The organism is Thalassospira sp. B30-1, assembly GCF_015767575.1.
GTDB lineage: Bacteria > Pseudomonadota > Alphaproteobacteria > Rhodospirillales > Thalassospiraceae > Thalassospira > Thalassospira xiamenensis.
This window is the reverse complement of the sequence record NZ_CP065232.1, coordinates 911,740-936,160: the sequence shown is the minus strand read 5'-3', so window position 1 is coordinate 936,160 and position 24,421 is coordinate 911,740. Positions and strand designations below refer to the sequence as shown.

Genomic DNA, 24,421 nt, shown 5'->3' with positions numbered 1-24,421 from the left:
GGCGATATGCTTTTAACCTCCTCATATGGGGATATGCCGGTGGCTGCATTCCGTGGTTTTCTGTTCTCGCAGATAATCTGAACCTTGATGTATGCCTCCCTGCTGTCCCTGACAGCAAACTTGGCGCGATTTCCACCAGGACATCGCGCCCTTTCTTTTTCTGCGATATGATGTCTGGCTGATGCATTCAATGCCGGGCAGGAATATGAACCAGACGCAATCCTTCGGAATAGGCCGATCTGACCCCGGCACGGTTCCCAAACTGGCCGCTGACCTTTCTACCAAATTCGCATGCTATCCCGACGATGCCCGCTCGGCGCTAATGACAATTCGCGGGTGGATTTTCGAACTGGCGGCAAATATCCCTATTGGGATGATTACGGAAACCCTGAAATGGGGGGAACCGGCATGGGTAACGCCCTCCGGGTCGGGGACGACCATCCGGGCCGACTGGAAACCAAAGGCACCCGACCGGATCGCCATTTACGTCAACTGCCAGACCGACCTGATTGATCGGGTCCGTAGCCATTTTGACGGGGTTCTGGAATGCGAAGGAAATCGGGCGATCCTGCTTGCGCTGGATCGCCCGTTTCCCGAAGAAGCAATTAAAACCGTGCTTGGCTGGGCGCTGACTTATCATCAGGACCGGCGCAAACCGACACCCAAACGCTAGTCGCCGCTTGCTTGAACGTTTTCATCACTATTTCCGCGATGCATTTGCCTCAAGATTGTCACGCAACTGGCCCAGATCATCGATCAGGCGTTTGATTGTCGAAAGATCAAGTTCCGCCACCTCGCCAACACAACGCGGTACATCAAGTGCCTTTTGCCGCAATTCCCTGCCCGCTGCTGTCAGGGTAATACGTACGGAACGTTCATCCTTTGGATCACGGGTACGTTTAACCAGTCCCGCCGCCTCAAGCCGTTTAAGCAAAGGCGTCAAGGTGCTGGATTCCAGAAACAGCTTTTCACCAATGCTGCGAACCGGCTGATCATCCTCCTCCCACAGGGTCACCATCACCAGATATTGCGGATAGGTGAGCTCAAGCGCGTCAAGAAGCGGTTTATAGATACGGTTAAACGCATGACTGGCCGCATAGACAGAAAAGCACAGGAAGTTTTCAAGCCTGAGCGGATTGTTATCATGATTGTCCATAGTGGCGTTCTCCTTTGTCCTATCGGGCCGGGCCGACTGGCAGTCACTGGTGCTGCTTCTGTGGCTCGTAACACGGCTGATTTTAAATCAAACCCATATTAATATATCGTGTACGATTTAATTACAAGCGATTTAATTGCATGACTCATATTCTCAAATTTATATCGTGTACGATTAAATCGCATGCTATTTCATAATCATCGAAACGGAAAACGCCGCACAGCGGCACCATCCAGACAGCCAAAAGGAACAAGATCATGAATACATTCAAAACGACTGTTGCCTCCGCTGCATTTGCTCTGGCAGCAACCTTGGCCACCACGACCGCACTGGCAAATCCGGTTCTCGAAAATAACACCCAGAACTTCATCAATGCTCTGACCGCTTCGGGCGGTGCGCCGATCTACACGCTCAGCCCGGCTGATGCCCGCAATGTTCTGGCCGGTGCGCAGGCAGGCCCGATTGCAAAACGCGCCGCCGATGTTACCGATACCGTCTTCCCTGTCGGTCCGACCGGCGAAACCCGGGTCCGGATCGTCCGCCCCGAAGGCAACACCGACCGCCTGCCGGTTGTCGTCTACTTCCACGGTGGCGGCTGGGTTCTGGGGGATAAGGAAACCCATGATCGTCTGATCCGCGAAATCGCCGTACAGGCAAATGCTGCCGTCGTCTTCGTTGATTATGAACGCTCACCCGAAGCCAAATATCCGATCGCGATTGAACAGGATTATGCGGTGACCAAATATGTCGCCGAACACAGTGAACAGCTTAACGTTGATCCGACCCGTTTGGCGATTGCCGGGGACAGTGTCGGTGGCAACATGACCGCGGTTGTTTCCTTGTTGGCCGAGCAGCGCAAAGGCCCTGAAATCATCGCCCAGGTCCTGTTCTATCCGGTGACCGATGCGAATTTTGAAAATGGCTCTTATACCGAGTTTGCCAATGGCCCGTGGTTGACCAAGGCGGCAATGGAATGGTTCTGGAACCAGTACCTGCCCGAAGGTACGGACCGCACCGATCCGAAAGTAACGCCGATCCATGCCCCGCAGGAATTGCTGGCTGGACAGGCACCTGCCCTGATCATCACCGATGAAAACGACGTGCTGCGTGACGAGGGCGAAGCTTATGCCCGCAAACTCAGCCAGGCCGGGGTGGATGTCACCACGGTTCGCTACAACGGCACGATCCATGATTTCGTCATGCTCAATGCCGTCGCCGACACCCCGGCTGCCAAGGCCGCAACCGCCCAGGCCAGCCAGTTTTTGAAGAACGCCTTCTACGGCGAATGACCTGAACTTTCTGCAACTTCTTTCGGGGGCGCGGTTGCGCCCCCACCCACCCGGCGACATATCATCTGGGGCACTAACCGAACCAACGCCCTGATCAGCCGGGTTATCGAAACCTTAGAACCATCACGTTCAAACAAAGGAAGAAAACCATGTCTGTAGATGTCAAATACCGCGCAACAGCAAGTGCAACCGGTGGCCGTGACGGCCGTGCGAAAACCGAAGACGGCAGCCTCGATGTCAAACTGACCACGCCCAAGGAACTCGGTGGTGCTGGCGGTGAAGGCAACAACCCTGAACAGCTTTTCGCAATGGGTTACTCGGCCTGTTTCATCGGCGCGATGAAATTCGTCTCCTCCCAGGGAGGCCCGAAAGTTCCGTCTGATGTTTCGGTCAAGGCTGTTGTCGGCATCGGCCCGCGTGCGGCTGGCGGTTTCGGCCTTGCGGTTGACCTGCATATCTCGCTGCCGGGCCTTGATAAGGCCGAAGCTGAAAAGCTGGTCGAAGAAGCCCACAAAATCTGCCCGTATTCCAACTCGGTCCGCGGCAATGTCGATGTAACCTCGCACATCGCCTAATCAACAAACGGCCCCTCTTCGGCACGGAACCTCCCCTGATCCGTATATGCCGAAGCCAAGCCCGGTGCATCTCCCCTGCACCGGGCTTTTATTTGTCGGCATTTAACAGTTGCCCGATGCGGCCTCTGCCCTGATGATCCTTGGCAGCAAAAATACCACAAAAATTTCATGGGAAACATTGATGACCACCAAGCTTACCGTTCTTGCCATCGCACGCGCCAAACCGGGCAAGGAAGCCGAACTTGGCAAACAGCTTCTGGCACTTGTCGAACCGTCGCGCGACGAAGAAGGTTGCATCAGTTACGATATTCATCAGTCCAACGAAGATCCGGCGATCTGGATGGCGTATGAAAACTGGCGCTCTGACGAAGACCTCGCCCTTCATTTTGAAACACCATACCTGCGCGCCTTTGGCGCCCTTGGCGATGAATTACTGGCAGAACCGGTCAGCATTCAGAAATTCACCGTTAAATCCTGAAGCCTGAACTTAATTCCTGCCTTCGCCTGATCCAGCTCATTTGACCTGAACGGGACCTTTATCCGTGCTTTTCGCCTTGTTCCTGTCGGCATTGACATCAGCCACCATCCTGCCCGGCACGTCCGAGGTGGCCTTGGCAGCTCTTGTCGCGTCGGGTGATCATGCGCCGTGGTGGCTGGTTGTCGTCGCGACGGCGGGGAATGTTCTGGGCTCGTGCGTCAACTGGGGGCTTGGACTGTATATCGATCATTTCAAGGATCGGCGATGGTTCCCGGTATCGCCAGATGCCCTTGATCGTGCTTCAGACTGGTTTGGCAAATACGGGCTTTGGTCGCTTTTGCTGGCGTGGCTGCCGATAATCGGGGATCCGCTAACACTCTTTGCCGGTGTCATGCGGGTGCGCTTTTTGCACTTTATCGTGCTGGTGACGATTGGCAAGGCGGCACGATATGCAATGATTGCCGGTGGCGCGGGCTGGATCGCCAACCTACTTGGATATTCATAATATTCGTCAAAACAAAATACACAATAAAATCGAAACGCGCAAATTGTCGAAAACACAATAGCCATATCAATTATATAAAAATATAGTTCATTTGCTAAAATGGTGCCCAAATGATTTCATTGAGTGAAATACAAACGAGCAATTGTTTATAAATTTCACAAAATTAATGGGAGTATATTATGAATATGGAAATTCCAGTCTGGGTAAAACCCGCAATCTGGGGCGGTGTTATCGGTGCCGTTGCCATCACGATCATCGGCTTTAGCGCAAGCTGGGTCGTTTCGGGCAGCACCGCAGCCGAAATGGCCAACACGCAAAGCAAGGATGCGGTCATTACCGCCCTCGCCCCGATTTGTGTTGCGCAGTTCAAAACCCAGACCCCCACCAATCAGACCATGCAGCTTGCCGCCCTTAAAGAGGAAAGCTCCTACAAGCGTGATGATTTCGTCGCCGCTCAAGGCTGGGCCACCATGCCTGGCAATGATGCCCCGACCCCGGAAATCGCCGACGCCTGTGCAAGTCAGTTGATGAAACTGACAGAAAACTAAGCGGATCCCCTCCCCCGAGGTAATTGATCCGTCCAAAACGGCATCCGGGCCAACTCCCGGATGCCGTTTTTTTTGGGGCATTTACAACCGGCAGGGCAATATCGTTCAATAAACCCCAAGACCTGCGGCGCATTGTTGCATCCAGCAAAGCCACCAAAAGGATCGCCAACCCATGCTTGCCGCCGCCCCAAGCCTTTATCTGTCGATGGCTGCCTTCGCGCTTGCCGCCTCGATCACGCCCGGCCCGGTCAATATCCTGATCCTGAGTTCCGGCGTGCATTACGGCTTTCGTCCCAGCCTGCGACTTGTGTTCGGCGCGACCAGCGGCTTTTGCCTGTTATTGCTTCTGATCGGGTTGGGCCTGCATGAATTGCTGGTGATTTTTCCCAACCTGACGACAGTCATTCAATGGGCCGGGGTGGCGTTTTTGCTGTTCATGGCCTTCAAGCTTGCCACCGCATCGGGCGAATTGGGCAAAACGCGCGCGGACAAGGGACCATCGATGATCACCGGCGCATTGCTGCAATGGGTTAACCCCAAGGCGTGGCTTGCTGCGGTTGCCGGCATGGGGGCCTATGCCGCAAATGGTGCGCCGGCGCTGGTCTGGGAATTCACAGTGCTTTATTTCGCGGTCTGTTTTGCCTCGGTCGCCTGCTGGGCCTATGCCGGGGCGTTCCTCGGCCGGTTTTTAAATGATGCCGCCCATATCCGGCTGTTTAACCGGATCATGGCATTGCTACTGATGGCAAGTGCGGCCTATCTGATCGTCACTTGATTGGCTCAGGCGACATGCGCCATCGCATAATGGCGCGGCGTGGTCGCCATCAGGCGTTTGAAAACCCGTTGAAAATGCGCCTGATCGGCAAAGCCGCAATCAAGGGCAACGTCAACAATCCGCTCCCCGCGCTTGAGCGCATGGCGTGCCTTCTGCACCCGGCAATTGATCAGATAGGCATAGGGCGTCATGCCATGTGCCTTTTTGAACGCGCGCACCAGATAGGATCGCGAAACCCCGATCACCCCGGCAAGATCATCCAGATTGACGTCTTCGGCGTAATAGGCCCGGATATAATCCGCAACCCGGCCCATTTTGTTTTTATCCGTCGCACCGCCAACCCCACGCAAGATACCGCGCCGATCAAGCGCCACATGCAGATCAGCAAAGAACGATACCATCGTACTTTCCTTGGCCAGCCGGTCACAATCGGGATCAATCAATGTATCGGCAAGGCTTTGCAGGCCGGAATACAGCATTGGACTATGGCTGATGGTGTCGGAAAACATCGCAAACCGCCCGGCGGCATCGGCATCAATTTCCACCTGCAAATCCAGAAGCCACGCCGGATCGACAAACAGCATGTCATAACACCATCCCCCACCCGGCACCGGGTTGCAGCCATGGAAATCCTCAGGGTTCAGCACAACAACCGATCCTTTGCCGGTTTCATGGGTCTTCCCCCGGTTCCAATAGGTGCTGCGCCCACCCTTGACGATGCCGATTGAAAACGTGTCGTGGCTGTGGCGCTCATAACAAACATTACGCCCGTCATCGACCCGACGCAGCTCGACAAACGGCAAACCGGCATCGCGCCAGAAACACTGCTTATCTGATTTTGCCTTGCCCATTGAAACGCCCGCACCATCTTTGGGAATGAAAACGCGAAAATCCGAAGATAGGATAATTTCCCCGGTGGCACCAGTGGCCCGACCTGATTATAGTCCCCCAAATGTTCGATGATCGTTCTGATCCCACGCCGAAATTCATGCCACCCGACGCACCCGTCATGGTCGTCGGATTGCGTCATGCTGTTTTCCTCTCGCCCGACGGGGAAATAGAAGAATTGCCGCATGGGGCGGCGGCCAAACGGGCGCGATCCCAACGCCCGATATTGGTTCATACCCCGGCATCGGCACGGCGGATGAAATCCGATCCGTTTCCGGCCCATGACCTTCTGGAACTTTTTGCCTTTGTCCGCCCGGCGCAGTTTTGCGTCCCCACACCACGCGGGCTTGCCATGGCGACCGGGCAACGGGCGTCTGATGATCTGATCGGACAGGCCGAAGCGTTGGCCGAGGCGATGAAACGATTGTTGCAGGAACTTGCCACCCTGCCGCGTGAAAAGCGCGCACGTGCGCTTTCCATTGCATGGCCGATGGCACGCGGGCATTGGATGTGGGGCGTGCCGGTTCTGGCCGCCCTTGGTGCCGATGGCGACGGCCCGCATAAATTTGCCGTCTATGAAGGTCTTAAGGTCTGGAAGAAAATGGGCGAATGGGCGGAACATGCCCCGCCGCCGCCGCCCGGCAACAATCCGGTCGATCCAAAGGATGCCCGTGAACGGCTGAAAAAGCTTCTGGGCGAAGGGGCAGAAGAACGCCCGCAACAGGCCGATTATGCATCCGCCGTCTGTTCGGCCTTCGCGCCACGCACTGCCGAAGGCACACCCAATATCGTCCTGGCCGAGGCAGGGACCGGGACGGGCAAGACGCTGGGCTATGTTGCCCCGGCCTCGATCTGGGCACAAAAGAATGACGGGGCGGTTTGGATTTCAACCTATACCCGCAACCTGCAACGTCAGATCGATCAGGAACTGAACCGCCTTTATGACGATCCCAAGGACAAACGCCTGAAGGCGGTCGTGCGCAAGGGTCGCGAAAATTACCTGTGCCTTCTGAATTTCGAAGAAGCCCAAAGACCGTTGGCGCAACAGCCCCATCAGGCGATCCCACTGGGGCTTATGGCGCGCTGGGCATCGCAAACGCGCGATGGCGATATGGTCGGCGGTGATTTCCCGGCATGGCTGACCGAACTGATCGGTGGCCGGTTTACCAGTGCGCTTGCCGATCAGCGCGGCGAATGCATTTATGCCGCCTGCCCGCATTATTCGCGCTGCTTTGTTGAAAAAACCGTGCGCCGGGCGCGGTCGGCCGAGATCGTGGTCGCCAATCATGCGCTGGTGATGGTGCAGGCTGCCCTTGGCGGGCTTGACGACGCATCGATGCCCACACGTTATGTCTTTGACGAGGGACATCATCTTTTTGATGCCGCCGACAAAGCCTTTTCCGCCCATCTGACCGGGCAGGAAGGGGCAGAATTACGCCGCTGGTTATTGGGTGCGGAAAACAAGGGCCAGTCGCGCGCACGTGGACTTAAACAACGGCTTGAAACCCTGATCATGGATCGGGACGAACTTCGTGATGCGGTCAATGCCGTGATTGTCGCCGCCCAATGCCTGCCCGAACAGGGCTGGCTGATGCGCATTCATGACGGGGCCGAACATGCCAAGGGCCCGGCGGAATTGTTCCTTGCCCATGTCCGGGCACAGGTGATGGCGCGTGCGGCCGAAGGCGACCGGGGTTATTCGATTGAAACCGACTGTAAACCGGCGATTGACCCGGTTCTGGCCAGTGCGGCCGATCTTGACCGTGCCTTGGCCGCCCTTGAAAAACCGGCCAAGGCCCTAATCAAAATCATCGCCCATATGCTAGATGAAAAGGCAGACGAGCTTGAAAGTGCCGAGCGCCAACGCCTTGATGCCGCGATCCGTTCCCTTGAACGGCGTGCGATCATGCAGGTTGCCGCATGGCGCGCAATGCTTGAAAGCCTTGTCGATGCCACCCCGCCGGAATTTGTCGACTGGTTTGCCATCGAACGGCAGTTTGGCCGCGATTTCGATGTTGGCATGCACCGCCATCATATCGACCCCACATTGCCCCTGACCGCGGCCCTGGCACCCTCCGCCCATGGGTTGGTGATCACGTCGGCCACGCTCCGCGATGGCACGGGCGATGAGATGTTTGACTGGGGCGTTGCCGAAGATCGCACCGGAGCATCGCACATGCCGATGCCCGCGATCCGGGCGGCGATGAAAAGCCCCTATGACTATGCCAAACAGACCAAGGTTTTCATCATCAATGACCTTGGCCGTGATAACCCCGATCATGTGGCGGCGGCCTATCGCGAATTGTTTCTGGCGTCCGGCGGCGGTGCACTTGGCCTGTTTACCGCAATCAACCGTTTGCGTGCGGTTTACGAACGCCTGACCGGGCCGCTTGACGATGCCGGGTTGCAGCTTCTGGCACAGCATATTGACGGTATGGATGTGTCAACCCTGATCGATATTTTCCGGGTAGAACGCGATGCCTGTCTGCTTGGAACCGATGCGGTGCGCGACGGGGTTGATGTGCCGGGTGACAGCCTTCGCCTGATCGTGTTTGATCGCGTGCCATGGCCCCGCCCCGATATCCTTCACCGGGCGCGCAAGGCCGCATTTCATGGTGCGCGCTATGACGACATGCTGACCCGTCTGCGGATGAAGCAGGCCTTTGGTCGCCTTGTTCGCCGCGCGGAAGACCGTGGGGTATTTGTGCTGCTTGATAACCGGATGCCGTCGCGATTGCTGGGTGCATTCCCCGAAGACGTCAATGTCCAGCGGGTCGGCATGCGCGAAGCGATTGAACAGACACGGGCATTTTTAAGGCCAAACGCCGACAATGGAAATCTGCTAAAGTAATCTGTGCGGGTCAACTTCACCTGACATCTGACAACAAATCGATTGTGCAATACCCCCATTTTCCGCCGAAGGACGCGATATGCATATCTTGTTGATGACCTATGGCACACGCGGCGACATCCAGCCCTTCATTGCTTTGGCGTACGGGTTACAACAAACCGGCCATATGGTTACACTTGCCGCCCCCGGGCGCTTCCAATCGTTAGTGCAACAACACGGCCTCGCATTTGCGCCCTTAACAGATGCGTTAATAAATCTGACCAGCAAACCACAATTTGCGAATGCGTCAAATCCGGGCACCGGATTCCTAAAGAAAATAAGCAGCATCTTAAAATTGCGTGCGCAAGGAAGAGACCTTCAAGGTGCGCTTCTTGATGATATTTTTGAAACCATTAATAGGCTCAGGCCAGACAAAATAGTATTTCATCCAAAAGCCTTTGGCGCCTTGGCAATTGCTGATCATTTTGCAATCCCAGCCATTCTGGCCCAGTTGATCCCAGCACTTATTCCAACTCGTGCCTATCCGCATATCGGCTTTCCCAATATGGCGGATTGCCGGAAATATAACCTTCTGACAGGGAAGCTTGTGAAGGGGTTGGTTAATCTGTCGTTGCGCAACAGCCTCCGCGATTGGGCATCAAAACGGCATAAAGCCATCCCGTATCAGAAATTTGATATCCTAAAATCACAAAAGTTCGGAGCCATCACGATTCTAAACGCCTATAGCAACGCCATCATAGCGCGCCCAAATGACTGGCCGAAAAAAGCTGCTGTCACGGGCTATTGGTTTGTAAATGATGCTTTGTACGAGCCAAGCACCGAAATGACGAGCTTTATCAAAAACAGTCAAAAACTGATCTATATCGGGTTTGGCTCCATGCCCGCCGCCAATCCGCAAAAGACCGCCCAAATGTTGATTGATGCGGTCAAACAGGCAAATGCCCAGGCAATCATTGCAACCGGTTGGGGCGGCATTGCTTCCGATGTTGATTGGCCATCCAACATTTATGCCGTTCGGGAAGTACCACACGAATGGATGTTCAAACATGTAAAGACCGCCATACATCATGGGGGGGCCGGAACGTGTGCAGCAGCATTACGGGCGGGATGCCCATCCATTATTGTACCGTTCTTTGGCGATCAACCATTCTGGGCCAAACGGCTTTACACGATCGGCGTTGCCCACCAGTTGATCCCCTCATCGAAGCTTGATGCAAAATGTCTTGCCAGCGCCATAAGCGACATTCTGGCAACACCACAGGTTCACGAAACAGCAAAACGAATTGCCAAACAAATTTCGCATGAAAACGGTGTTGCTACGGCGGTTGATCTGATCCTGAACGGCACAGAAATCGCAGCTTAGCTCTTGGTAACCGTTCGCATTGCCATTGACACCATCAGATAGCTCAAACCTGACGAAATCAGATTAATCCCAAGCAACAATCCAATCGCCCAAGTGGCAGCACTTGGCAATTCCACGAATATTAAAACACCGGCAAGTACTGCTATACCGCCGGAAAACAGCATCCATTTCCAGCCGGGAAACTGGCTGAGGCGGAACGCCATGGCAAGTTCAAGCAATCCTTGCAGGATAAAGGCAATTGCCAGCAACACGGTCAGGGTCACAATCCCGGTCAGCGGGAAAAACGCCAGCCACCCGCCGACAAGCGCGAACAGAACGCCTTGCACCACATCGATCCAGCGGCGCGTTGGTGTATCGGCATTCCACGCGCCGTAAAAATGCCCGACAGCCCCGATGATAAACAACCAGCCGATCACGGTTTTAAACGCAATCGTCGTGGCAAACGGGAAGGCGACGGCAAGAATACCCAGCAAAAGCAGAACGACCCCGACAGTCCGAAGCCGTTTGCGGCCCTTTTCCAGAAGTGCGCGCATTTCCGGCGTGCCGTCATTTACAACGAGTGTCATGGACCTGTCCCTTTGGTTTCATTTACCGATTTCTTTAAATATGATCCGTCGTTTGTATAAACGCCGCCATCAAAGCTTGGTTCCGGTCGATGATATGTTCAGGATATCTGCTTTTCATCCCCAACAAGATCGGCGCGGATGTTGCCCGCCAGGGCAAGGCGCAAGGCATTGACGATCGCAATGACATCAATCCCTTCCTGCAGCACGGCACCAGCAACCGGACTGATGTAGCCAAAGGCGGCAAAGCCCATGGCAAAGATCGATAACACCATGCCACCGATCACACTTTGCAGCAGAATGCGCCGCATGGTCATGCTGATGTGAAACAGTTCGTCAACCGCCTGAAGCGAACTTTCGGGGATCACGGCACCGGCGGCCTCGGCCGTTACAGAACTGTGTTTACCAAAGGCGATACCAACGGTTGCCACCGCCAGCGCGGGCGCATCATTAATGCCATCCCCCATGAAAAGCGTGGGCGCAAGCGCCGTTTCGCGCCGCACGATTTCAACCTTTTGCTCCGGACTTTGTGAGGCAAGACTCTCATCAATGCCAAGCAGCTTTGAAAGATGGCTGACCTCGCTTGCGCGATCCCCTGACAGAAGCATGACCTTGTTGAAATTATGAACCGGCCCGAGATGCCCGACGAAATTCCTGCCATCGGCACGCGGGCTATCGCGGAAACGCAATGTCGCACCATAGGCACCATCAATCATGATCACGCATTCAAGTCCGCTGGCATCGGGCGGCAGGATTTCGGCCATGGCCGGGTCACTTGCAATCAGCTTTTTGCGGTGGGTCACCGCAATCTCCTGACCATCCACCACCCCGACCAGCCCCTGCCCGGGCTTTTCTGATACTCGTGCCACATCGCCAAGCGCCAGTTTGCGGGTTTCTGCCGCTGCCAGCACCGCGGTTGCCAGCGGATGTTTTGAATATCGTTCAAGACTGGCGGCCAGACGCAAAACCTCGTTCGCGCCATGACCGCTGGCGGGCAGAACTTCGACCAGTTCAGGTCGGCCATATGTCAGTGTTCCGGTTTTATCAAAAATTGCCGTTTTACAAGTCGGCAACCGTTCCAGAACCGTCGGATCGCTGATCACGATGCCCCGTCTGGCGGCCATGGAAATCGCGCTCATGATCGTGATCGGAATGGCAATCAAAAGCGGACACGGCGTTGCCACGACCAGGACTGCCAGAAACCGCACGGAATCACCGCTCAGATACCAAGCGATAAAAGCAACCAGCAAAGCAAACGGGGCGAACCACGCCCCGATCTGATCCCCGATCCGGCGAATTTTCGGGCGTTTCTGTTCGGCTTCCTGCATGACCTGCATGATCTGGGCATAGCGTGACTCACTTGAAAGCCTCTCCGCCCGAATGACCAGAACCGCATCTCCGTTGATCGCACCTGAAAGCACCGATGCCCCTGGTGCCTTTGCCACAACAAACGGCTCCCCGGTCAGGTAACTTTCATCCATGGCACCATGACCATCGACGACCACCCCATCGACCGGGGCAGTATCATGCGGGAAAATCGCAATCAGATCACCGACCACGATGTCATCAAGGCTGATGTCGGTAATGTTTTCGCCGTCTTTGCGATGCGCCACACGCGGCATCCGATCAGCAAGCGCATTTAACGCCGAAGATGCCTTGCGCATGGCAAATGCTTCAAGAACCTGCCCACCGCTCAGCATCAGGATAATCAGCGCCGCCGCCAGATATTCGCCCAACACCACACCGGTGACAAAGGCAATCACCGCCAGAAAATCCGCACCGAAATCCCGGGCAAGCGCCTTTTGCACGATTTCAAAAATCAGAACCCCGCCGCCCAGTGCAATCACTGCAAAAAGCGGCCAATCCATCGCGGCATGCCCGAAAACCGGTACAGAGATCGAAACCGGTATCAAGGCAAAATGGGTGACAATGCCGACAACGGTCAAAATCAGAACCGCCCGGTTCAGACGAACCGCAGACCATATGGGCGTTTTCTGTTCTGGCACACCACCGTGCTGATAGGCATGCATAGGGGGTTCTCCGCAAATGACCAAAGCAGGTAATGAAGCCTAGCCCCAAACAGGAGTTTTACCGAAAACTATTTGCAAACCGCATGCTGGAAGCTTTGACAGCCTTCGCCACAACCGGCGTTTCGAAATCCGAGACAAAATTTTTTGGCTTTCAGAATGCCAAAACACTGTTGGTGCAATTCGTCGCAACCAAGTCAAATCAGCGAATTTCAATTGTTATAGGAACGATTATAAAAAATTGCTGATAAGTGGTTCACACCAAGAGGTTTTGACACTCCGCCTTCAAGGGATTATTGAAGGCAGGTATCTTTCCGGAATGGATTGAAAGCCGTGATCAGAACCCGCCAGATATATTCGGCACTCAGACGCAGCCTGTCGGTTGCTGTCGCGTGCTTTTTGCTGGCAAACGCCCTGATGTTCGGCTTTATGCATGCGCCGGTCGCGCTTGCCAATACCCCGGCCGCTGTCGGGGGCAACGCCGATCGGAACTTTATCCCGCTTATCATCTGTACCGCCAATGGCATCAAGACGATATCTGTCCCGGCTGGCGCAACAGAAGAAGGCGGTTCTTCCCCTCATTCCAGTGCCTATGAAGGATTCCAATGCGCGATTTGCGGCCTTGGCAATCATGCGGTCGGCCTGCCCGTCGAACCGGAATTGCCATTGATCCATCGCGTGCGGATGTCCAATGCGGTCACCGCCCTTCATATCACGGCACGCCTGCATGATTTCTGTCCGATTGCGGCATCGCCCCGCGCCCCGCCCTTTCCCGTCTGAGTGTCTCCCGGCCTGATGGATGATGTCCGTTGCCCTTACTGGCCCCGGACCGCCCAGCGTGGTCAACTTCAGATTGTTTGAGCTCCGGGTAGGGATCATCGGGCCAATGCGCCCATATCCCGACAGACCCGCGACCGAATTGGGGATATCGTGATGCCAAACGCATCGGCACATGCCAAAAATGCGCCCAAAGGGACAAGCAGCCTTTATCGCGCTGTCTGGCGCTGGCATTTCTATGCCGGACTTTTTGTTCTGCCTTTTATGATTCTTCTGGCCGTCACTGGTGCGGCCTATCTTTTCCGTGACGAAATCGATGACTGGGTCTATTCCGACCTGAAATTCGTCAATGTTCTGGATGTACCGCCACTTCCGATCAGCACACAGGTTGATGCCGTGCGCTATTTCGTCGGGGACAAACCGGTCAAAATCATCACGCCGACCTCGCCGGACCGTAGCACCGAAATCGTCATTGCCACATCGGCGGGTGATCGCCGGTCGGTTTATGTCGATCCCTATACCGGGCTGGTGCTAGGATCGATGCCAGATCGCGGCACGATCATGTGGCTGATCCGCCGCATTCACAGTCTGGCCGAATTTGGTACCGTTACCAATTACCTGATCGAAATCGCCGCGGGATGGAGCATCCTTCTGGTCGCGACAGGCACCTATCTTTGGTGGCCGCGTGGCAATCAAAACGGCGGCGTTCTAACCGTGCGCGATACCCCGGCGCGTCGGCGCTGGTGGCGCGATGCCCATGCGGTTACCGGCATTTTCGTTGGCTTCTTTATCGTGTTTCTGGCCGCGACCGGCATGTTCTGGTCTGTATTCTGGGGTAAATATGCCAACGAATTCGCCAATGGTACGCCGAGCGGCTATCCTTCGGGTGTTCGCGTCGATGTGCCCCTTTCGACCGTCCCGATGATCAAGGCTTTCGGTGAAACCGGCTGGACCACCGAAAACGCCCAGATCCCGTTATCGGTTGATGGCACGTCAACTGCCAATGGTGGCACACCAACTCCGTTTGGCATCGATGCCGCCGTGGCAAAGTTCGCAGAACTTGGCATTGCACCCGGCTATGCGATTTCATTGCCAAGCAGTGAAACCGGTGTTTACAGCGCATCAATCTATCCCGATGACCTGTCCCAGCAGCGCGTCATTCATCTGGACCAATATTCAGGTCGACCGTTGATTGATATGGGATATCAGGACTACGGCATCTTTGGCCGCATCATGGAATGGGCGATCAATGTCCATATGGGTCAGGAATACGGGGTGATCAACCAGATTGTGCTGATGATTGTCTGTGCCGCGATTGTCTTTATGGCTGTATCTGGCGGGATGATGTGGTGGAAACGCCGCCCGGCCGGATCGCTGGGCATACCGCCCTTGCCGCGCCGGACAAAAAGCCTGGTCGGAGTGACGGCGATCCTTGGGATTGGCGGAATCATTTACCCGGTCGTCGGTGTATCCATGCTGGTGATCTGGTTCCTGGACTGGCTGTTTGTGGCCCGCCCCGCCCGGGCATTGCGCGTGGCCTGAAGGTTCGACAATGCAAACCAGCCGTCCGGCTGGACAAAAGATCTGGTGTCGATACGCGGCCCCCCGCAACGTGCCGCGTATCTCCCTTGTGCCATCGGGAGTTCCCCATGAACAACGAAGACGCCTTGAAACATCTTGAGAAACTTGCTGAAAACCCGGCCCTTGATATGGGGGCCAATGCCGCCATCGGGCACCACGAAGAGGAAGGCGAATATATCTATCGCATCCTGTCGGGCCTTGTGATGCAATGTCATTATGCCGAAGATGGCGAACGTCAGGTCTGCCGCGTGTTCCGCCCCGGTGATCTGATCGGGCTTGAAACGGTTGTCGAACCGGGTCTTTCACTGATCAGCGAAACCTTGACGCCGACGGTCCTGATGCGCATTCCGGTTGCGCGCATCCGAATGGCACAGGCGACCAATCCCGAACTGCAACAGGCGATCCTGCGGCTGCTCGCACGCGAGGTTGTCGATGGCTATAACTGGAAGGTCAATCTGGGGACCGGATCGGCGATGCGCCGGATTTGCCGTTTCCTGCTCTGGAGTGCCAAGGATGATCACTGCCCGCTGCCGACACGCGACAAGCTGGGCAGCATCATTGCCACAACCACCGAAACCGCAAGCCGCATGATTGCTGATCTTCGCCGTCAGGGTGTTTTGCGCAAAAGCCGGTCTCGCCCGTCAACGGTCGTGATCGACCGGGATCGCGTGCGCCAGAAGGCCGGAGATTTCTGGGACCACCGCGCCGCGTGATAACGGACGAAACCTGTTGAAAACCGGGAATGCGGTCGCCTGCATGATCAGTGCGGCCGCGTGTTCCCGCCAAAGGACACATCGAACGGCATGGTCACATTCGATTTCAACAGCATTTCAAAATCGCTGGCAGGGATCGGCTTGCTGAAATAGAAGCCCTGTACCTCATCAACGCCTTCAGAGACGATGCGTTCCAGTTGCATTTCGGTTTCGATCCCTTCGACATTGACCGCCATGCCAAACGACCGCGCCAGGAACACCACCGCGCGCACAATCGCGGCATTGCCATCGCGGCTGTCGAGGTCGATGATAAACGACCGGTCTATCTTGATCTTGTCGACCGGGAATCGTTTCAGATAGGCCAGCGATGAATAACCTGTGCCGAAATCATCAATTGCAATCCGGATGCCCTGATTTCGCAAAATGCCAAGCGTGATCGCCGCTTCGCGCGGGTTATCCATCACCGCACTTTCAGTGACTTCAAACTGCAGCTGGGTCGGGTTCAAACGCGACCGTTCCAGAACATCGCCGACACTTTCAATCAGGTCTTCGTGCCGGGCAAGCTCCAGCGGCGACAGATTGACCGAAATCGTCAGTTCGCCATATCCGGCATCGAGCCACTGCCGGGTCTGTTTGCAAGCCTGATTAAGCACCCAATGGCCAACATCGGCAATGATGCCCATGCGTTCGGCCACAGGAATGAAATCGACCGGGCTGACCTGCCCGCGGGACGGATGGAACCAGCGCACCAGCGCCTCCATTCCGATGATCTTGTGGTTCGCGATATCAATAATCGGCTGATAGAACAGCTCCAGCTCGTCATTTTCAATCGCATGACTAAGGTCGCGTTCAAGCGCCTTGCGTTCCTGCACTTCGACCTGCAAACGCGGTTCGAAGAAATGATACCGGTTACGTCCTTCGGCCTTGGAACAATAAAGCGCCAGATCGACATTGCGGAACAGGTCCTTTTCATCGCGCCCGTCCTGCGGGAACATGCAGATACCGACCGATGTCGATGCCTGCACCTCGTTCCCATCCAGCATGAAGCGTTCCGAAACCCGTTCAATCAGGCGCTGTGCAACAAGGGTCACTTCCTCGACCGTGCCCGGATCATGGATCAGGACGGCAAATTCATCCCCGCCAAGGCGCGCGACCACATCCTCGTTGCGCAGACAAACCCGCATGCGTTCCCCAACCCCCTGTAAGAGCAGGTCGCCGATGGGATGCCCAAGCGTATCATTGATGTCTTTGAAGTTATCCAGATCAAACAGCATCAGCACGAAACTGCGCTTTTCATGCTTGCCACGCTTGACCGCGGCTGCAAGGCGCTCCTGAAACAGGGTGCGGTTCGGAAGTCCGGTCAATCCGTCATGATGGGCCAGAAACTGGATACGTGCTTCGCTGCGTTTGCGATCTGTGATGTCGGTGATCGATCCTTCGATCAGAACCGGAACACCTTTGTCATCGCGTACCAGTCGCGCATTTTCCTCGACCCAGATGATCTTGCCGTCGCGTCGGCGCATCTCGGCCTCAAACCCCTGAACCACGCCATCGCGCATAAGCTTTCCCGTCAGGCGCAGGCGATTGGTCGGGTTCAGGTAACATTGCGAAAACCCGGCTTGGGACACCAGCAATTCATCGGCACTGTCATAGCCAAGGATCGATACGAAGGCCGGATTGGCAGACAGGATATCGCCAAGCGGGCGGCTCTGATAAAGACCTTCGGCGGAATTTTCGAAAATGCCGCGATATTTTTCTTCGGCCCGGCGAAGGGCACGTTCGACCGACAGCTTTTCGGTCACATCCTGCCCGATGCAGATCACGCCCGATACGTCGCCATCCTCGCCGAAATGCGCACGCGCATTCCATTGCAACAGGCGAACCTCGCCATCGCGGCGCCGGAATGAAATGACTTCGTCCTTGATGATCTCGCCGGAAATCAGGCGTTTGATCCCCTGACGCACCTGATCCGCGTTCACCGTCAAGCAACAGGAAATCAAAGAAATTCTGCCCCGGCGGCTTCCATCCAGGAAAAGCCGAATGTCCATTCACATTCACGGTTATATTCCAGAATGCGACCTTCGCTATCAAGGAACAGGATCACGCTGCCTGCAGTCTGGACCAGCGCACGATAACGTTCCTGACGGCGGCGCAGATCATATTCCGCCTGACGGCTTTTGGTGATGTCGGTAACCGTGACGCTATAACCCAGAAGCGATCCACCTTCGCCACGAATTTCGGTAGCATTGATCCGCACCCAAAGCTGGCTGCCATCCTGACGGCGCATTTCGATATCGCGCGCCTGAATCCCTGCCCCGGATACGAGGTCGCGACGCAAATCCCGCAAATCCTCGGCCCGGGCATAAAACTTTTCACTATTGGCAATATAGGCCTGGCGCAATTCGCGAACATTGTCATAGCCAAACAATGTCGCAGCTTCTTCGTTCACACTGGTCAATGTGCCATCGGCGGCCAGATCGATAATACCGTGCACCGCATGTTCAAGGGCACGGCGATAGCTTTCCTCGCGGGTGCGTTCCTGCCCGAAAAGTGCAATCGCATCCTGTGTCGGTAACGGCATGCGTTGCCACTGATAAATCCGCTGCCCGTAATGCACGGTGCGGATGTCATCCCAGTCGGCGATGTTTTCGCCGTCTTCAATCAGGGCACGCTGGCCAGATGGTTTAGTCAGCGACAATGCACCAGGCAGCCCCATTTCAAGGGCGGCCTGCTCGGCTGCCTTGTTGGAGAATCGCAAACCGCCGTCACGCTCCACCACCAGAACCGGCTGCGGCGAAATCAAAACCCCGGTGCCAGTCGTCGCATCTGCGTCCTGAAGGGCGATGATCCGGATGAAAACCTGCCCGGAGAGTGAAAGCTGCCAGGCAAAGAATTGGACATCGCGGCCATCAATTTTATCGACACGCGAAAAATATCCGACGGCATTTAGGGCCTCGGCACTGATTTCACGGATATTTTGGGCGATTTCGGGATGGGTATCAATCTTGTGCCAGGTATCATCGACAAGGTCGGGTGAAATCGTCTGCGCCCATGGCGCATTCACAAGAAGGCTTTCGCCGATGGGGTCATAAACCCCCGACGGGACACGAAGATGCCCAATCAACGCCGCAAGAGTCCCCGCAGCGTTGCTTGAAATGATAACTCCCATACCCGGCTTATTCGTCATTTTTGTTATCGCTGCGAGACCATAACTTTTACCCCATGCGCTGCAAAGGCCTATTTTATTCCCAAGAGAGAATGCGATGCGTTCTTGACGCTAACATGTTGTAATTTTTTAAGCATCCCCTTCGGTTCACAGCCCCTGCACATGCATGCGCAGCAAGCCCCCCTGTGTTCCGACGCCCAGAGGATGCGCCACATTTCACTACGCAATCATTAAAATCGTGAATATTTAACCGGTTAACTGTTGCCGGAGATCAAATACCGTCTTAGGTTCTATGTCCATCGGAGTTGTCACACGCCATCAACCGGTGCGTCGACGTTTCGCGGGAATACCCGTTAACGGTCAGTCATCCGGAAAAGGAGTAATCATCGTGATCTCACATCAGGACGCCTTGATTTACACAATGGTTATGGTTTCGGCCTCGGATAACGACATCACCGATGCGGAACTGTCCGCAATGGGGCGTCGGGTTCGCTATCTTCCGATTTTTGCCGGCTTTGACAATGACGGTGTCACGGCGGTTGCGCGCGATTGCGCCAAACTGCTTGCCGAAGAAGACGGCCTGGACAGCACGCTGGACATGATCCGCGAAGCCCTGCCGCGCAAATTGCGCGAAACCGCTTATGTCTTTGCCTGCGAAATTGTCCTGTCGGACAGCGAAATCAGTCAGGAAGAACTTCGTATTCTCGAACTGATACGTCATCGGCTCGATATTGACCGCCTTGTGAGTGCCGCGATTGAACGCGCCATGGCCGCGCGATATGTCCGCCCCGGCGAGTTTTAGGCAATCGCGCAAAGACGGCACAGAACGACCACATAATTTCCATTCCGACGACATAGCGTCGGCCGATAACGACGGAAACCGAACGAAACGCGCATAAAACCGGGCAACGCCCTGAATTGCTGCTTTCTTTGTCAGACCGCCATGTTATGGCCGCACTTGCGATTTGACTGCCGCCCACCCGGTTCAACCAGCCGGGATGATTTTGATCGTCTGATCGCTTTTTGACCGTCACATCGAAGGCCCACGCGTTGGCCAAAACGAAGGAACACCGTTATGACCGCACTTGCCGGGGAAAACATCGCATTCATCGGTTTGGGACTGATGGGCCGTCCTATGGCGCTCAATCTCGAAAAAGCAGGGGCGATCCTGACCGTCAATACGCGCAATCCCGAAACGCTTAATGCCTTTGACGATCTGGGCGTTGCCACCGCGCCCACCCCGGCCGATGCAGCGGCGAATGCAGATATCGTCATCATCTGTGTCGCCAATACCGAAGCCCTTGAAAACGTGCTGCTTGGCGAGGATGGCGTGATTGACGGCATGGAAGAAGGCACCATCGTTGTCGACATGGGCACGACCGCCATCGACGCCACACGGCGCTTTGCCGATGCCGTCGAAGAAGCTGGCGGTCACTGGATCGATGCCCCGGTATCAGGCGGAACACACGGGGCTGAAAACGGTACGCTCACCATCATGGTCGGTGCAGAAGAAGAAGATTTTCAACGTGTCCAGCGAGTCTTTGGCGTGCTTGGATCACGCGTCACCCATGTCGGTGAAATCGGATCCGGCCAGATCGCCAAGGCCGCCAACCAGATGATCGTTGGCATCACCATCGGTGCGATTGCCGAAGCCTTTTCCATGGCCGACGAAGCCGGTGTAGATCTGGGCAAATTGCGCTCCGCGCTGACCGGCGGCTTTGCGGATTCCGCGATCCTGCAAAAGCACGGCGAACGCATGATCGAACGCAATTTCGAACCAGGTGGCAAGGTCGTGACCCAGCGCAAGGACCTGTATCAGGCGCTTGAATTTTCCGAAGGCGAACTGGGCCTTGAACTGCCCTTCTCGCGGCTCGCCCTTGAACTTTACGAAGAACTGATCGAAATGGGCGGCGGCGATCTTGACCATTCCGCCCTGATCAAGATTTACGAAGAAGAATGACACGCAAAAAGCAGGGTGTCATTGGGCGACCCTGCTTTTTGCAAGCCAGGCAGCGCCTCATCCTGGCAGATGCGATCCCATTCGGTACAGGTAAAGCATATCCGATCCCGACTGCATCGGGACTTCGCCAAAGGCCTGCCAGCCCGGAATGGCAAAAGCACGTGAAATCACAATCCCGCCCGGTGCCATGCGCTGGTTTAAAACATCGCCGACATCGGCCATCACCCGCGGGTCAAGGAAGCACACCACAACATCCCCCGGATTCTGATCGCGCTTTCTGAAGTCCGCGCGCACCAGCGACAGGTTTTCAAGCTGTGCCAGCCGCGCGCGAATGCGGCTGACCGCATAGGGTAGCGGCGATAACTCAATCCCGGTCACCGTTATATCGGGTCGGGCACGCGCGATATTGATCGCCAGATCGCCCCATCCCGATCCGAAATCCGTCACCCGGCAGGGTTCCTTGGGAAGATAGGATATGATTTCGTTGCGTGCCTTGCGACCACTTGGCATCGGCACCGCACGCAACCGGATGGCATAGACCACGATCAGTGCTGTAACGACGCCAAGAATGACGAGGATGGATAATTCGCTCATGGGCCTGCTAACCAATCTTTCTGATCTGTGCTAGGTTGGTGTCTTACTCCTGCCACAGGGCATTGTCCCCGGCAAGTTTTCACCCATCCAAGCGGGACAACCATCGCGCCATGAGCCAAGACGCAAGCAACCGTATCGACGAACTCGAAATCCACATCGCCCATCTCGAAAGCTCGATACATGACATGTCCGACATGATCAAATCACAGTGGGACCGGATCGACCTGCTGGAACGGCGCAACAAATTAATGGCCGAAGATATAAAACGGCTTGTCGATTTTCTGCGTACATCACCAGAAGATGATGCACCTCCGCCTCATTATTAATGGTGCCATGAACTGGCCCCGCCAACCCCAGAGATGCCCTTGATCAATCCCTATCTCGACATCCCGGTGTTCGACGATTTCGCCAAGGTTCTTGACCCGTCAATTTATCGCGAACTGCCCGATGACTGGTGGGTTGGCACATCCGATATCGTCGGGTCGACCAAGGCGGTCGAAGCAGGCCGTTACAAGGAAGTCAATATGGTCGGCGCGTCGGTCATTGCCGCAGCCACCAATGCCATCGGACATTCGGATTTTCCATTCATCTTTGGCGGGGACGGTGCAGCGATTGCCTGCCCACCCGACAAGGTTCCCGCCGTCCGCGATGCCCTTGCCGCGACCGCCATCTGGGCAAGCGAAGAACTGGGTTTTGATTTGCGGGTTGCCTTGGTCCGCATCGACGAAATCCGAAAAAGTGGTCACAATGTCCGGGTTGCCCGTTTTCTCGCATCAAAAAAGCTGGCCTATGCGGTATTTTCCGGGCGCGGCATTTCCTGGGCCGAAGAACAGATGAAGCAGGGCCATAACCTGATTACACCGGCACCGTCTGGCACGCAGCCCGATCTGACAGGACTTTCGTGCCGATGGTCGCCAATCCGGGCCGAGGATGGATGTAAAATCCTGTCACTAATCATGCTGCCCCGCGATGATCGTGCTCGTTTTGACCGTTGCGCAACCGCCCTGTTTGGCATCCTTGAACAGGACCGTCGTGACAGCAATCCGGTCCCTGAATCCGGTCCCGATTTCCGGATTGGCTGGCAAAGCCTGCGCCTCGAAGCACTGGCAACACAGGGAACCGAAGGATCAAAACTGCGCGCATGGTGCAAGGCGCTTTTCGTCTCCTGCGTTGCCCTGTTTCTGTTTAAAACTGGCCGGAATCTTGGCGATTTCGATCCGGTGCATTATCGCGAACAAACCAAACTCAATACTGATTTCCGACGCTTTGGCGATGGTATCTGGCTGACTGTCAATTGCACCGCACCACAAACAGAACAAATCGAAACGTTGCTGTCGGATGCCGAAAACAATGGTGATATCTGGTTTGGGATAAAACAGCAGGACGAAGCGCTGATGACCTGCATCGTTCCCGATATTGCAACGGACTCCCACCTGCATTTCCTAGATGGAGCCGATGGCGGTTACACCGCGGCAGCCAGCATCTGCAAAGCAAAGATGAAAAAGCTCCCGGCACAACCAGCTCATGCAGAACTCGCATCAACTTAACGACACCGATGCTTTTCTTGCATCAATAGCCGATTTGCGCGATCCTGAACCATCTTTTGTGACAACAGGTGACCGTCATGGATACCCGCGAACTTCAGGCATTGATCGCCGTTGCCGATGAAAAATCCTTTCATGGGGCCGCCGCCCGCCTTGGCCTTACGCAACCTGCCATCACGCGCCGTATCCAGCGCCTTGAAGAACGCATTGGCGCACAGCTTTTTGACCGGTCCTTAAAGCCGTTACAACCCACCCCCGCCGGGCACCGGGCATTGGCCGAAGCCCGCGATCTTTTACGCCGCCTTGATGGTTTCACCGAAAGCATCACCGGCAACAATGCCGTGACCGGTCCGTTCCGCCTTGGCGTCAGTCACGGGGCGGCACCGCTTCTGGCGGCGCACGAACTGCGAGATCTACACGCACGTTTTCCCGACATGTCGCTTACAATCAAAAGTGGCTGGTCAAGCGAGCTGTTGCCGCTGATGCGGCGGGGCGAAATTGATGCCATGCTGTCGCTGGATGGTCCGCATGGTACAATTGGCAGCATTGATGTCCGCGATATTCCGCCAAGTCTGCGTGCCCAAAAACTTCTTGATGATCAGATCGTTGCCATCGGCCCCCGGTCAGCCAGACATCACCCGAAAAACATTGCCGAACTGGCCGAACATCCCATGGTCCTGATGCCGGATGGCTGTACTTTCCGGGCACTTGGCAATGCATGGGCGCGCCAGAACGGGGTGCAGTTCAAATCCGTCCTGGAAGTTTCCGCTCTTGAATTGCAGATCGAAATGGTAGCCGCCGGGGCAGGATACGGCATCATGGCACGGCGGTTCTGCATGCACAGCCCGGCGACAAACCGCATCCGCATTCTTAATATTCCGGGCATGAATTGGGATATGGGGATCATGCTGATCCGCCGTCAGTCCAACACCGATCTTGATGATATCATTGATACCGTTGGCAAAATTGTCGTCGAAGCCGGGGCTATGTCCGATACGCTGCCAGATAATAATGCGCAAATGTTATCCGCATAATAAACCGAATGAATTGGACGCATCGCGGCCCTGC

24 protein-coding genes and 1 pseudogene are annotated in these 24,421 nt (G+C 55.5%); 18 read left to right on the top strand and 7 right to left on the bottom strand.

From position 1 onward, the window contains the following. The first annotated feature begins 205 nt into the window (after positions 1-205). Positions 206-673, top strand: a complete 468-nt coding sequence (locus IT971_RS04275; RefSeq protein ID WP_063092832.1) for a DUF1801 domain-containing protein — start codon at positions 206-208, stop codon at positions 671-673. 27 nt (positions 674-700) lie between these two features. On the opposite strand, the gene IT971_RS04270 is transcribed toward IT971_RS04275, so the two are convergent. Next, positions 701-1,156 (bottom strand): MarR family winged helix-turn-helix transcriptional regulator, encoded by a 456-nt coding sequence (locus tag IT971_RS04270; protein ID WP_007090451.1) that lies wholly within the window; start codon positions 1,154-1,156, stop codon positions 701-703. Positions 1,157-1,413: 257 nt separating this feature from the next. Here IT971_RS04270 and IT971_RS04265 point away from each other — a divergent pair, with 257 nt between their 5' ends. The 6 genes from IT971_RS04265 to IT971_RS04240 all read left to right on the top strand — a co-directional run bounded on the left by IT971_RS04265 (position 1,414) and on the right by IT971_RS04240 (position 5,326). After that, positions 1,414-2,445 carry an alpha/beta hydrolase gene (locus tag IT971_RS04265; RefSeq protein WP_063092831.1) on the top strand — a complete coding sequence of 344 codons (1,032 nt, stop codon included), beginning with the start codon at positions 1,414-1,416 and terminating at the stop codon, positions 2,443-2,445. Between the two features lie 149 nt (positions 2,446-2,594). After that, complete coding sequence (locus tag IT971_RS04260; protein WP_063092830.1) at positions 2,595-3,020, top strand: organic hydroperoxide resistance protein; 426 nt, start codon at positions 2,595-2,597, stop codon at positions 3,018-3,020. A 181-nt stretch (positions 3,021-3,201) separates the two neighbouring features. Continuing rightward, entirely contained in the window at positions 3,202-3,498 is a 297-nt protein-coding gene (locus IT971_RS04255; protein ID WP_040060546.1) for a putative quinol monooxygenase, read from the top strand. A gap of 64 nt (positions 3,499-3,562) precedes the next feature. Beyond that, positions 3,563-4,003, top strand: coding sequence for a YqaA family protein (locus IT971_RS04250; protein ID WP_063092829.1), 441 nt, complete (start codon positions 3,563-3,565; stop codon positions 4,001-4,003). 179 nt (positions 4,004-4,182) lie between these two features. Continuing rightward, positions 4,183-4,551 (top strand): hypothetical protein, encoded by a 369-nt coding sequence (locus IT971_RS04245; protein WP_007090456.1) that lies wholly within the window; start codon positions 4,183-4,185, stop codon positions 4,549-4,551. Between the two features lie 172 nt (positions 4,552-4,723). Beyond that, positions 4,724-5,326, top strand: a complete 603-nt coding sequence (locus tag IT971_RS04240) for a LysE family translocator (RefSeq protein WP_082822598.1) — start codon at positions 4,724-4,726, stop codon at positions 5,324-5,326. Between the two features lie 5 nt (positions 5,327-5,331). On the opposite strand, the gene IT971_RS04235 is transcribed toward IT971_RS04240, so the two are convergent. Continuing rightward, positions 5,332-6,177 carry an AraC family transcriptional regulator gene (locus IT971_RS04235; RefSeq protein WP_063092828.1) on the bottom strand — a complete coding sequence of 282 codons (846 nt, stop codon included), beginning with the start codon at positions 6,175-6,177 and terminating at the stop codon, positions 5,332-5,334. A 101-nt stretch (positions 6,178-6,278) separates the two neighbouring features. Here IT971_RS04235 and IT971_RS04230 point away from each other — a divergent pair, with 101 nt between their 5' ends. Beyond that, the gene (locus tag IT971_RS04230) at positions 6,279-9,065 is read left to right on the top strand and encodes an ATP-dependent DNA helicase (protein WP_063092827.1); all 2,787 of its coding nucleotides are present in this window, start codon (positions 6,279-6,281) and stop codon (positions 9,063-9,065) included. 79 nt (positions 9,066-9,144) lie between these two features. Further along, complete coding sequence (locus tag IT971_RS04225; protein WP_063092826.1) at positions 9,145-10,428, top strand: glycosyltransferase; 1,284 nt, start codon at positions 9,145-9,147, stop codon at positions 10,426-10,428. On the opposite strand, the gene IT971_RS04220 is transcribed toward IT971_RS04225, so the two are convergent. Further along, complete coding sequence (locus IT971_RS04220) at positions 10,425-10,994, bottom strand: HdeD family acid-resistance protein (protein WP_063092825.1); 570 nt, start codon at positions 10,992-10,994, stop codon at positions 10,425-10,427. The two genes, IT971_RS04225 and IT971_RS04220, sit on opposite strands and share 4 nt — an antisense overlap. 98 nt (positions 10,995-11,092) lie before the next feature. Next, the gene (locus IT971_RS04215) at positions 11,093-13,021 is read right to left on the bottom strand and encodes a heavy metal translocating P-type ATPase (protein ID WP_063092824.1); all 1,929 of its coding nucleotides are present in this window, start codon (positions 13,019-13,021) and stop codon (positions 11,093-11,095) included. Positions 13,022-13,351: 330 nt separating this feature from the next. On the opposite strand from IT971_RS04215, the gene IT971_RS04210 reads away from it, so the two are divergent. The 3 genes from IT971_RS04210 (at position 13,352) to IT971_RS04200 (ending at position 16,089) form a co-directional block, all read left to right on the top strand. Beyond that, positions 13,352-13,798 (top strand): DUF2946 family protein, encoded by a 447-nt coding sequence (locus IT971_RS04210; protein ID WP_223305014.1) that lies wholly within the window; start codon positions 13,352-13,354, stop codon positions 13,796-13,798. Between the two features lie 153 nt (positions 13,799-13,951). Next, positions 13,952-15,337, top strand: a complete 1,386-nt coding sequence (locus tag IT971_RS04205; RefSeq protein WP_063092822.1) for a PepSY domain-containing protein — start codon at positions 13,952-13,954, stop codon at positions 15,335-15,337. Positions 15,338-15,444: 107 nt separating this feature from the next. Continuing rightward, positions 15,445-16,089 (top strand): Crp/Fnr family transcriptional regulator, encoded by a 645-nt coding sequence (locus IT971_RS04200; RefSeq protein ID WP_007090467.1) that lies wholly within the window; start codon positions 15,445-15,447, stop codon positions 16,087-16,089. 47 nt (positions 16,090-16,136) lie between these two features. On the opposite strand, the gene IT971_RS22370 is transcribed toward IT971_RS04200, so the two are convergent. Next, entirely contained in the window at positions 16,137-18,068 is a 1,932-nt protein-coding gene (locus IT971_RS22370; protein ID WP_252724181.1) for a bifunctional diguanylate cyclase/phosphodiesterase, read from the bottom strand. A 17-nt stretch (positions 18,069-18,085) separates the two neighbouring features. Next, positions 18,086-19,276, bottom strand: coding sequence for a PAS domain S-box protein (locus IT971_RS22365; RefSeq protein ID WP_252724175.1), 1,191 nt, complete (start codon positions 19,274-19,276; stop codon positions 18,086-18,088). Between the two features lie 367 nt (positions 19,277-19,643). Between IT971_RS22365 and IT971_RS04190 the strand changes: the two genes are divergently transcribed. From IT971_RS04190 to IT971_RS22510, 3 genes and pseudogenes are all read left to right on the top strand, one after another. Beyond that, positions 19,644-20,057: a tellurite resistance TerB family protein gene (locus IT971_RS04190; protein ID WP_007090469.1), complete on the top strand. Its 414-nt coding sequence runs from the start codon at positions 19,644-19,646 to the stop codon at positions 20,055-20,057. A gap of 255 nt (positions 20,058-20,312) precedes the next feature. Beyond that, positions 20,313-20,819 (top strand): annotated as a pseudogene (locus IT971_RS22515) (NAD(P)-dependent oxidoreductase); the annotation flags it as partial. Then, positions 20,802-21,215, top strand: a complete 414-nt coding sequence (locus tag IT971_RS22510; protein WP_255356857.1) for an NAD(P)-dependent oxidoreductase — start codon at positions 20,802-20,804, stop codon at positions 21,213-21,215. The pseudogene IT971_RS22515 and the gene IT971_RS22510, both read left to right, overlap by 18 nt. Positions 21,216-21,272: 57 nt before the next feature. Here the strand turns inward: IT971_RS22510 and IT971_RS04180 are convergent, their stop codons facing one another. Next, a complete protein-coding gene (locus IT971_RS04180) occupies positions 21,273-21,809 on the bottom strand; it encodes a class I SAM-dependent methyltransferase (protein ID WP_063092820.1) in 537 nt (178 codons plus the stop codon). Between the two features lie 110 nt (positions 21,810-21,919). Here IT971_RS04180 and IT971_RS04175 point away from each other — a divergent pair, with 110 nt between their 5' ends. From IT971_RS04175 to IT971_RS04165, 3 genes are all read left to right on the top strand, one after another. Next, the gene (locus tag IT971_RS04175) at positions 21,920-22,135 is read left to right on the top strand and encodes a SlyX family protein (protein ID WP_007090472.1); all 216 of its coding nucleotides are present in this window, start codon (positions 21,920-21,922) and stop codon (positions 22,133-22,135) included. 33 nt (positions 22,136-22,168) lie between these two features. After that, positions 22,169-23,356, top strand: coding sequence for a DUF3095 domain-containing protein (locus tag IT971_RS04170; RefSeq protein WP_063092819.1), 1,188 nt, complete (start codon positions 22,169-22,171; stop codon positions 23,354-23,356). Between the two features lie 77 nt (positions 23,357-23,433). After that, on the top strand, positions 23,434-24,387 hold the full coding sequence (locus IT971_RS04165; RefSeq protein WP_063092818.1) for a LysR family transcriptional regulator: 954 nt from the start codon (positions 23,434-23,436) through the stop codon (positions 24,385-24,387). The last annotated feature ends 34 nt before the right edge of the window (positions 24,388-24,421 follow it).

Coding starts and splice junctions, on each gene's coding strand:
- IT971_RS04245 (WP_007090456.1), top strand. CDS start 4,183: ATGAATATGGAAATTCCAGTCTGGGTAAAACCCGCAATCTGGGGCGGT.
- IT971_RS04260 (WP_063092830.1), top strand. CDS start 2,595: ATGTCTGTAGATGTCAAATACCGCGCAACAGCAAGTGCAACCGGTGGC.
- IT971_RS22365 (WP_252724175.1), bottom strand. CDS start 19,276: ATGACGAATAAGCCGGGTATGGGAGTTATCATTTCAAGCAACGCTGCG.
- IT971_RS04265 (WP_063092831.1), top strand. CDS start 1,414: ATGAATACATTCAAAACGACTGTTGCCTCCGCTGCATTTGCTCTGGCA.
- IT971_RS04270 (WP_007090451.1), bottom strand. CDS start 1,156: ATGGACAATCATGATAACAATCCGCTCAGGCTTGAAAACTTCCTGTGC.
- IT971_RS04230 (WP_063092827.1), top strand. CDS start 6,279: ATGTTCGATGATCGTTCTGATCCCACGCCGAAATTCATGCCACCCGAC.
- IT971_RS04165 (WP_063092818.1), top strand. CDS start 23,434: ATGGATACCCGCGAACTTCAGGCATTGATCGCCGTTGCCGATGAAAAA.
- IT971_RS04275 (WP_063092832.1), top strand. CDS start 206: ATGAACCAGACGCAATCCTTCGGAATAGGCCGATCTGACCCCGGCACG.
- IT971_RS04255 (WP_040060546.1), top strand. CDS start 3,202: ATGACCACCAAGCTTACCGTTCTTGCCATCGCACGCGCCAAACCGGGC.
- IT971_RS04240 (WP_082822598.1), top strand. CDS start 4,724: ATGCTTGCCGCCGCCCCAAGCCTTTATCTGTCGATGGCTGCCTTCGCG.
- IT971_RS04175 (WP_007090472.1), top strand. CDS start 21,920: ATGAGCCAAGACGCAAGCAACCGTATCGACGAACTCGAAATCCACATC.
- IT971_RS04215 (WP_063092824.1), bottom strand. CDS start 13,021: ATGCATGCCTATCAGCACGGTGGTGTGCCAGAACAGAAAACGCCCATA.
- IT971_RS04180 (WP_063092820.1), bottom strand. CDS start 21,809: ATGAGCGAATTATCCATCCTCGTCATTCTTGGCGTCGTTACAGCACTG.
- IT971_RS04170 (WP_063092819.1), top strand. CDS start 22,169: ATGCCCTTGATCAATCCCTATCTCGACATCCCGGTGTTCGACGATTTC.
- IT971_RS04200 (WP_007090467.1), top strand. CDS start 15,445: ATGAACAACGAAGACGCCTTGAAACATCTTGAGAAACTTGCTGAAAAC.
- IT971_RS04235 (WP_063092828.1), bottom strand. CDS start 6,177: ATGGGCAAGGCAAAATCAGATAAGCAGTGTTTCTGGCGCGATGCCGGT.
- IT971_RS04220 (WP_063092825.1), bottom strand. CDS start 10,994: ATGACACTCGTTGTAAATGACGGCACGCCGGAAATGCGCGCACTTCTG.
- IT971_RS04205 (WP_063092822.1), top strand. CDS start 13,952: ATGCCAAACGCATCGGCACATGCCAAAAATGCGCCCAAAGGGACAAGC.
- IT971_RS04225 (WP_063092826.1), top strand. CDS start 9,145: ATGCATATCTTGTTGATGACCTATGGCACACGCGGCGACATCCAGCCC.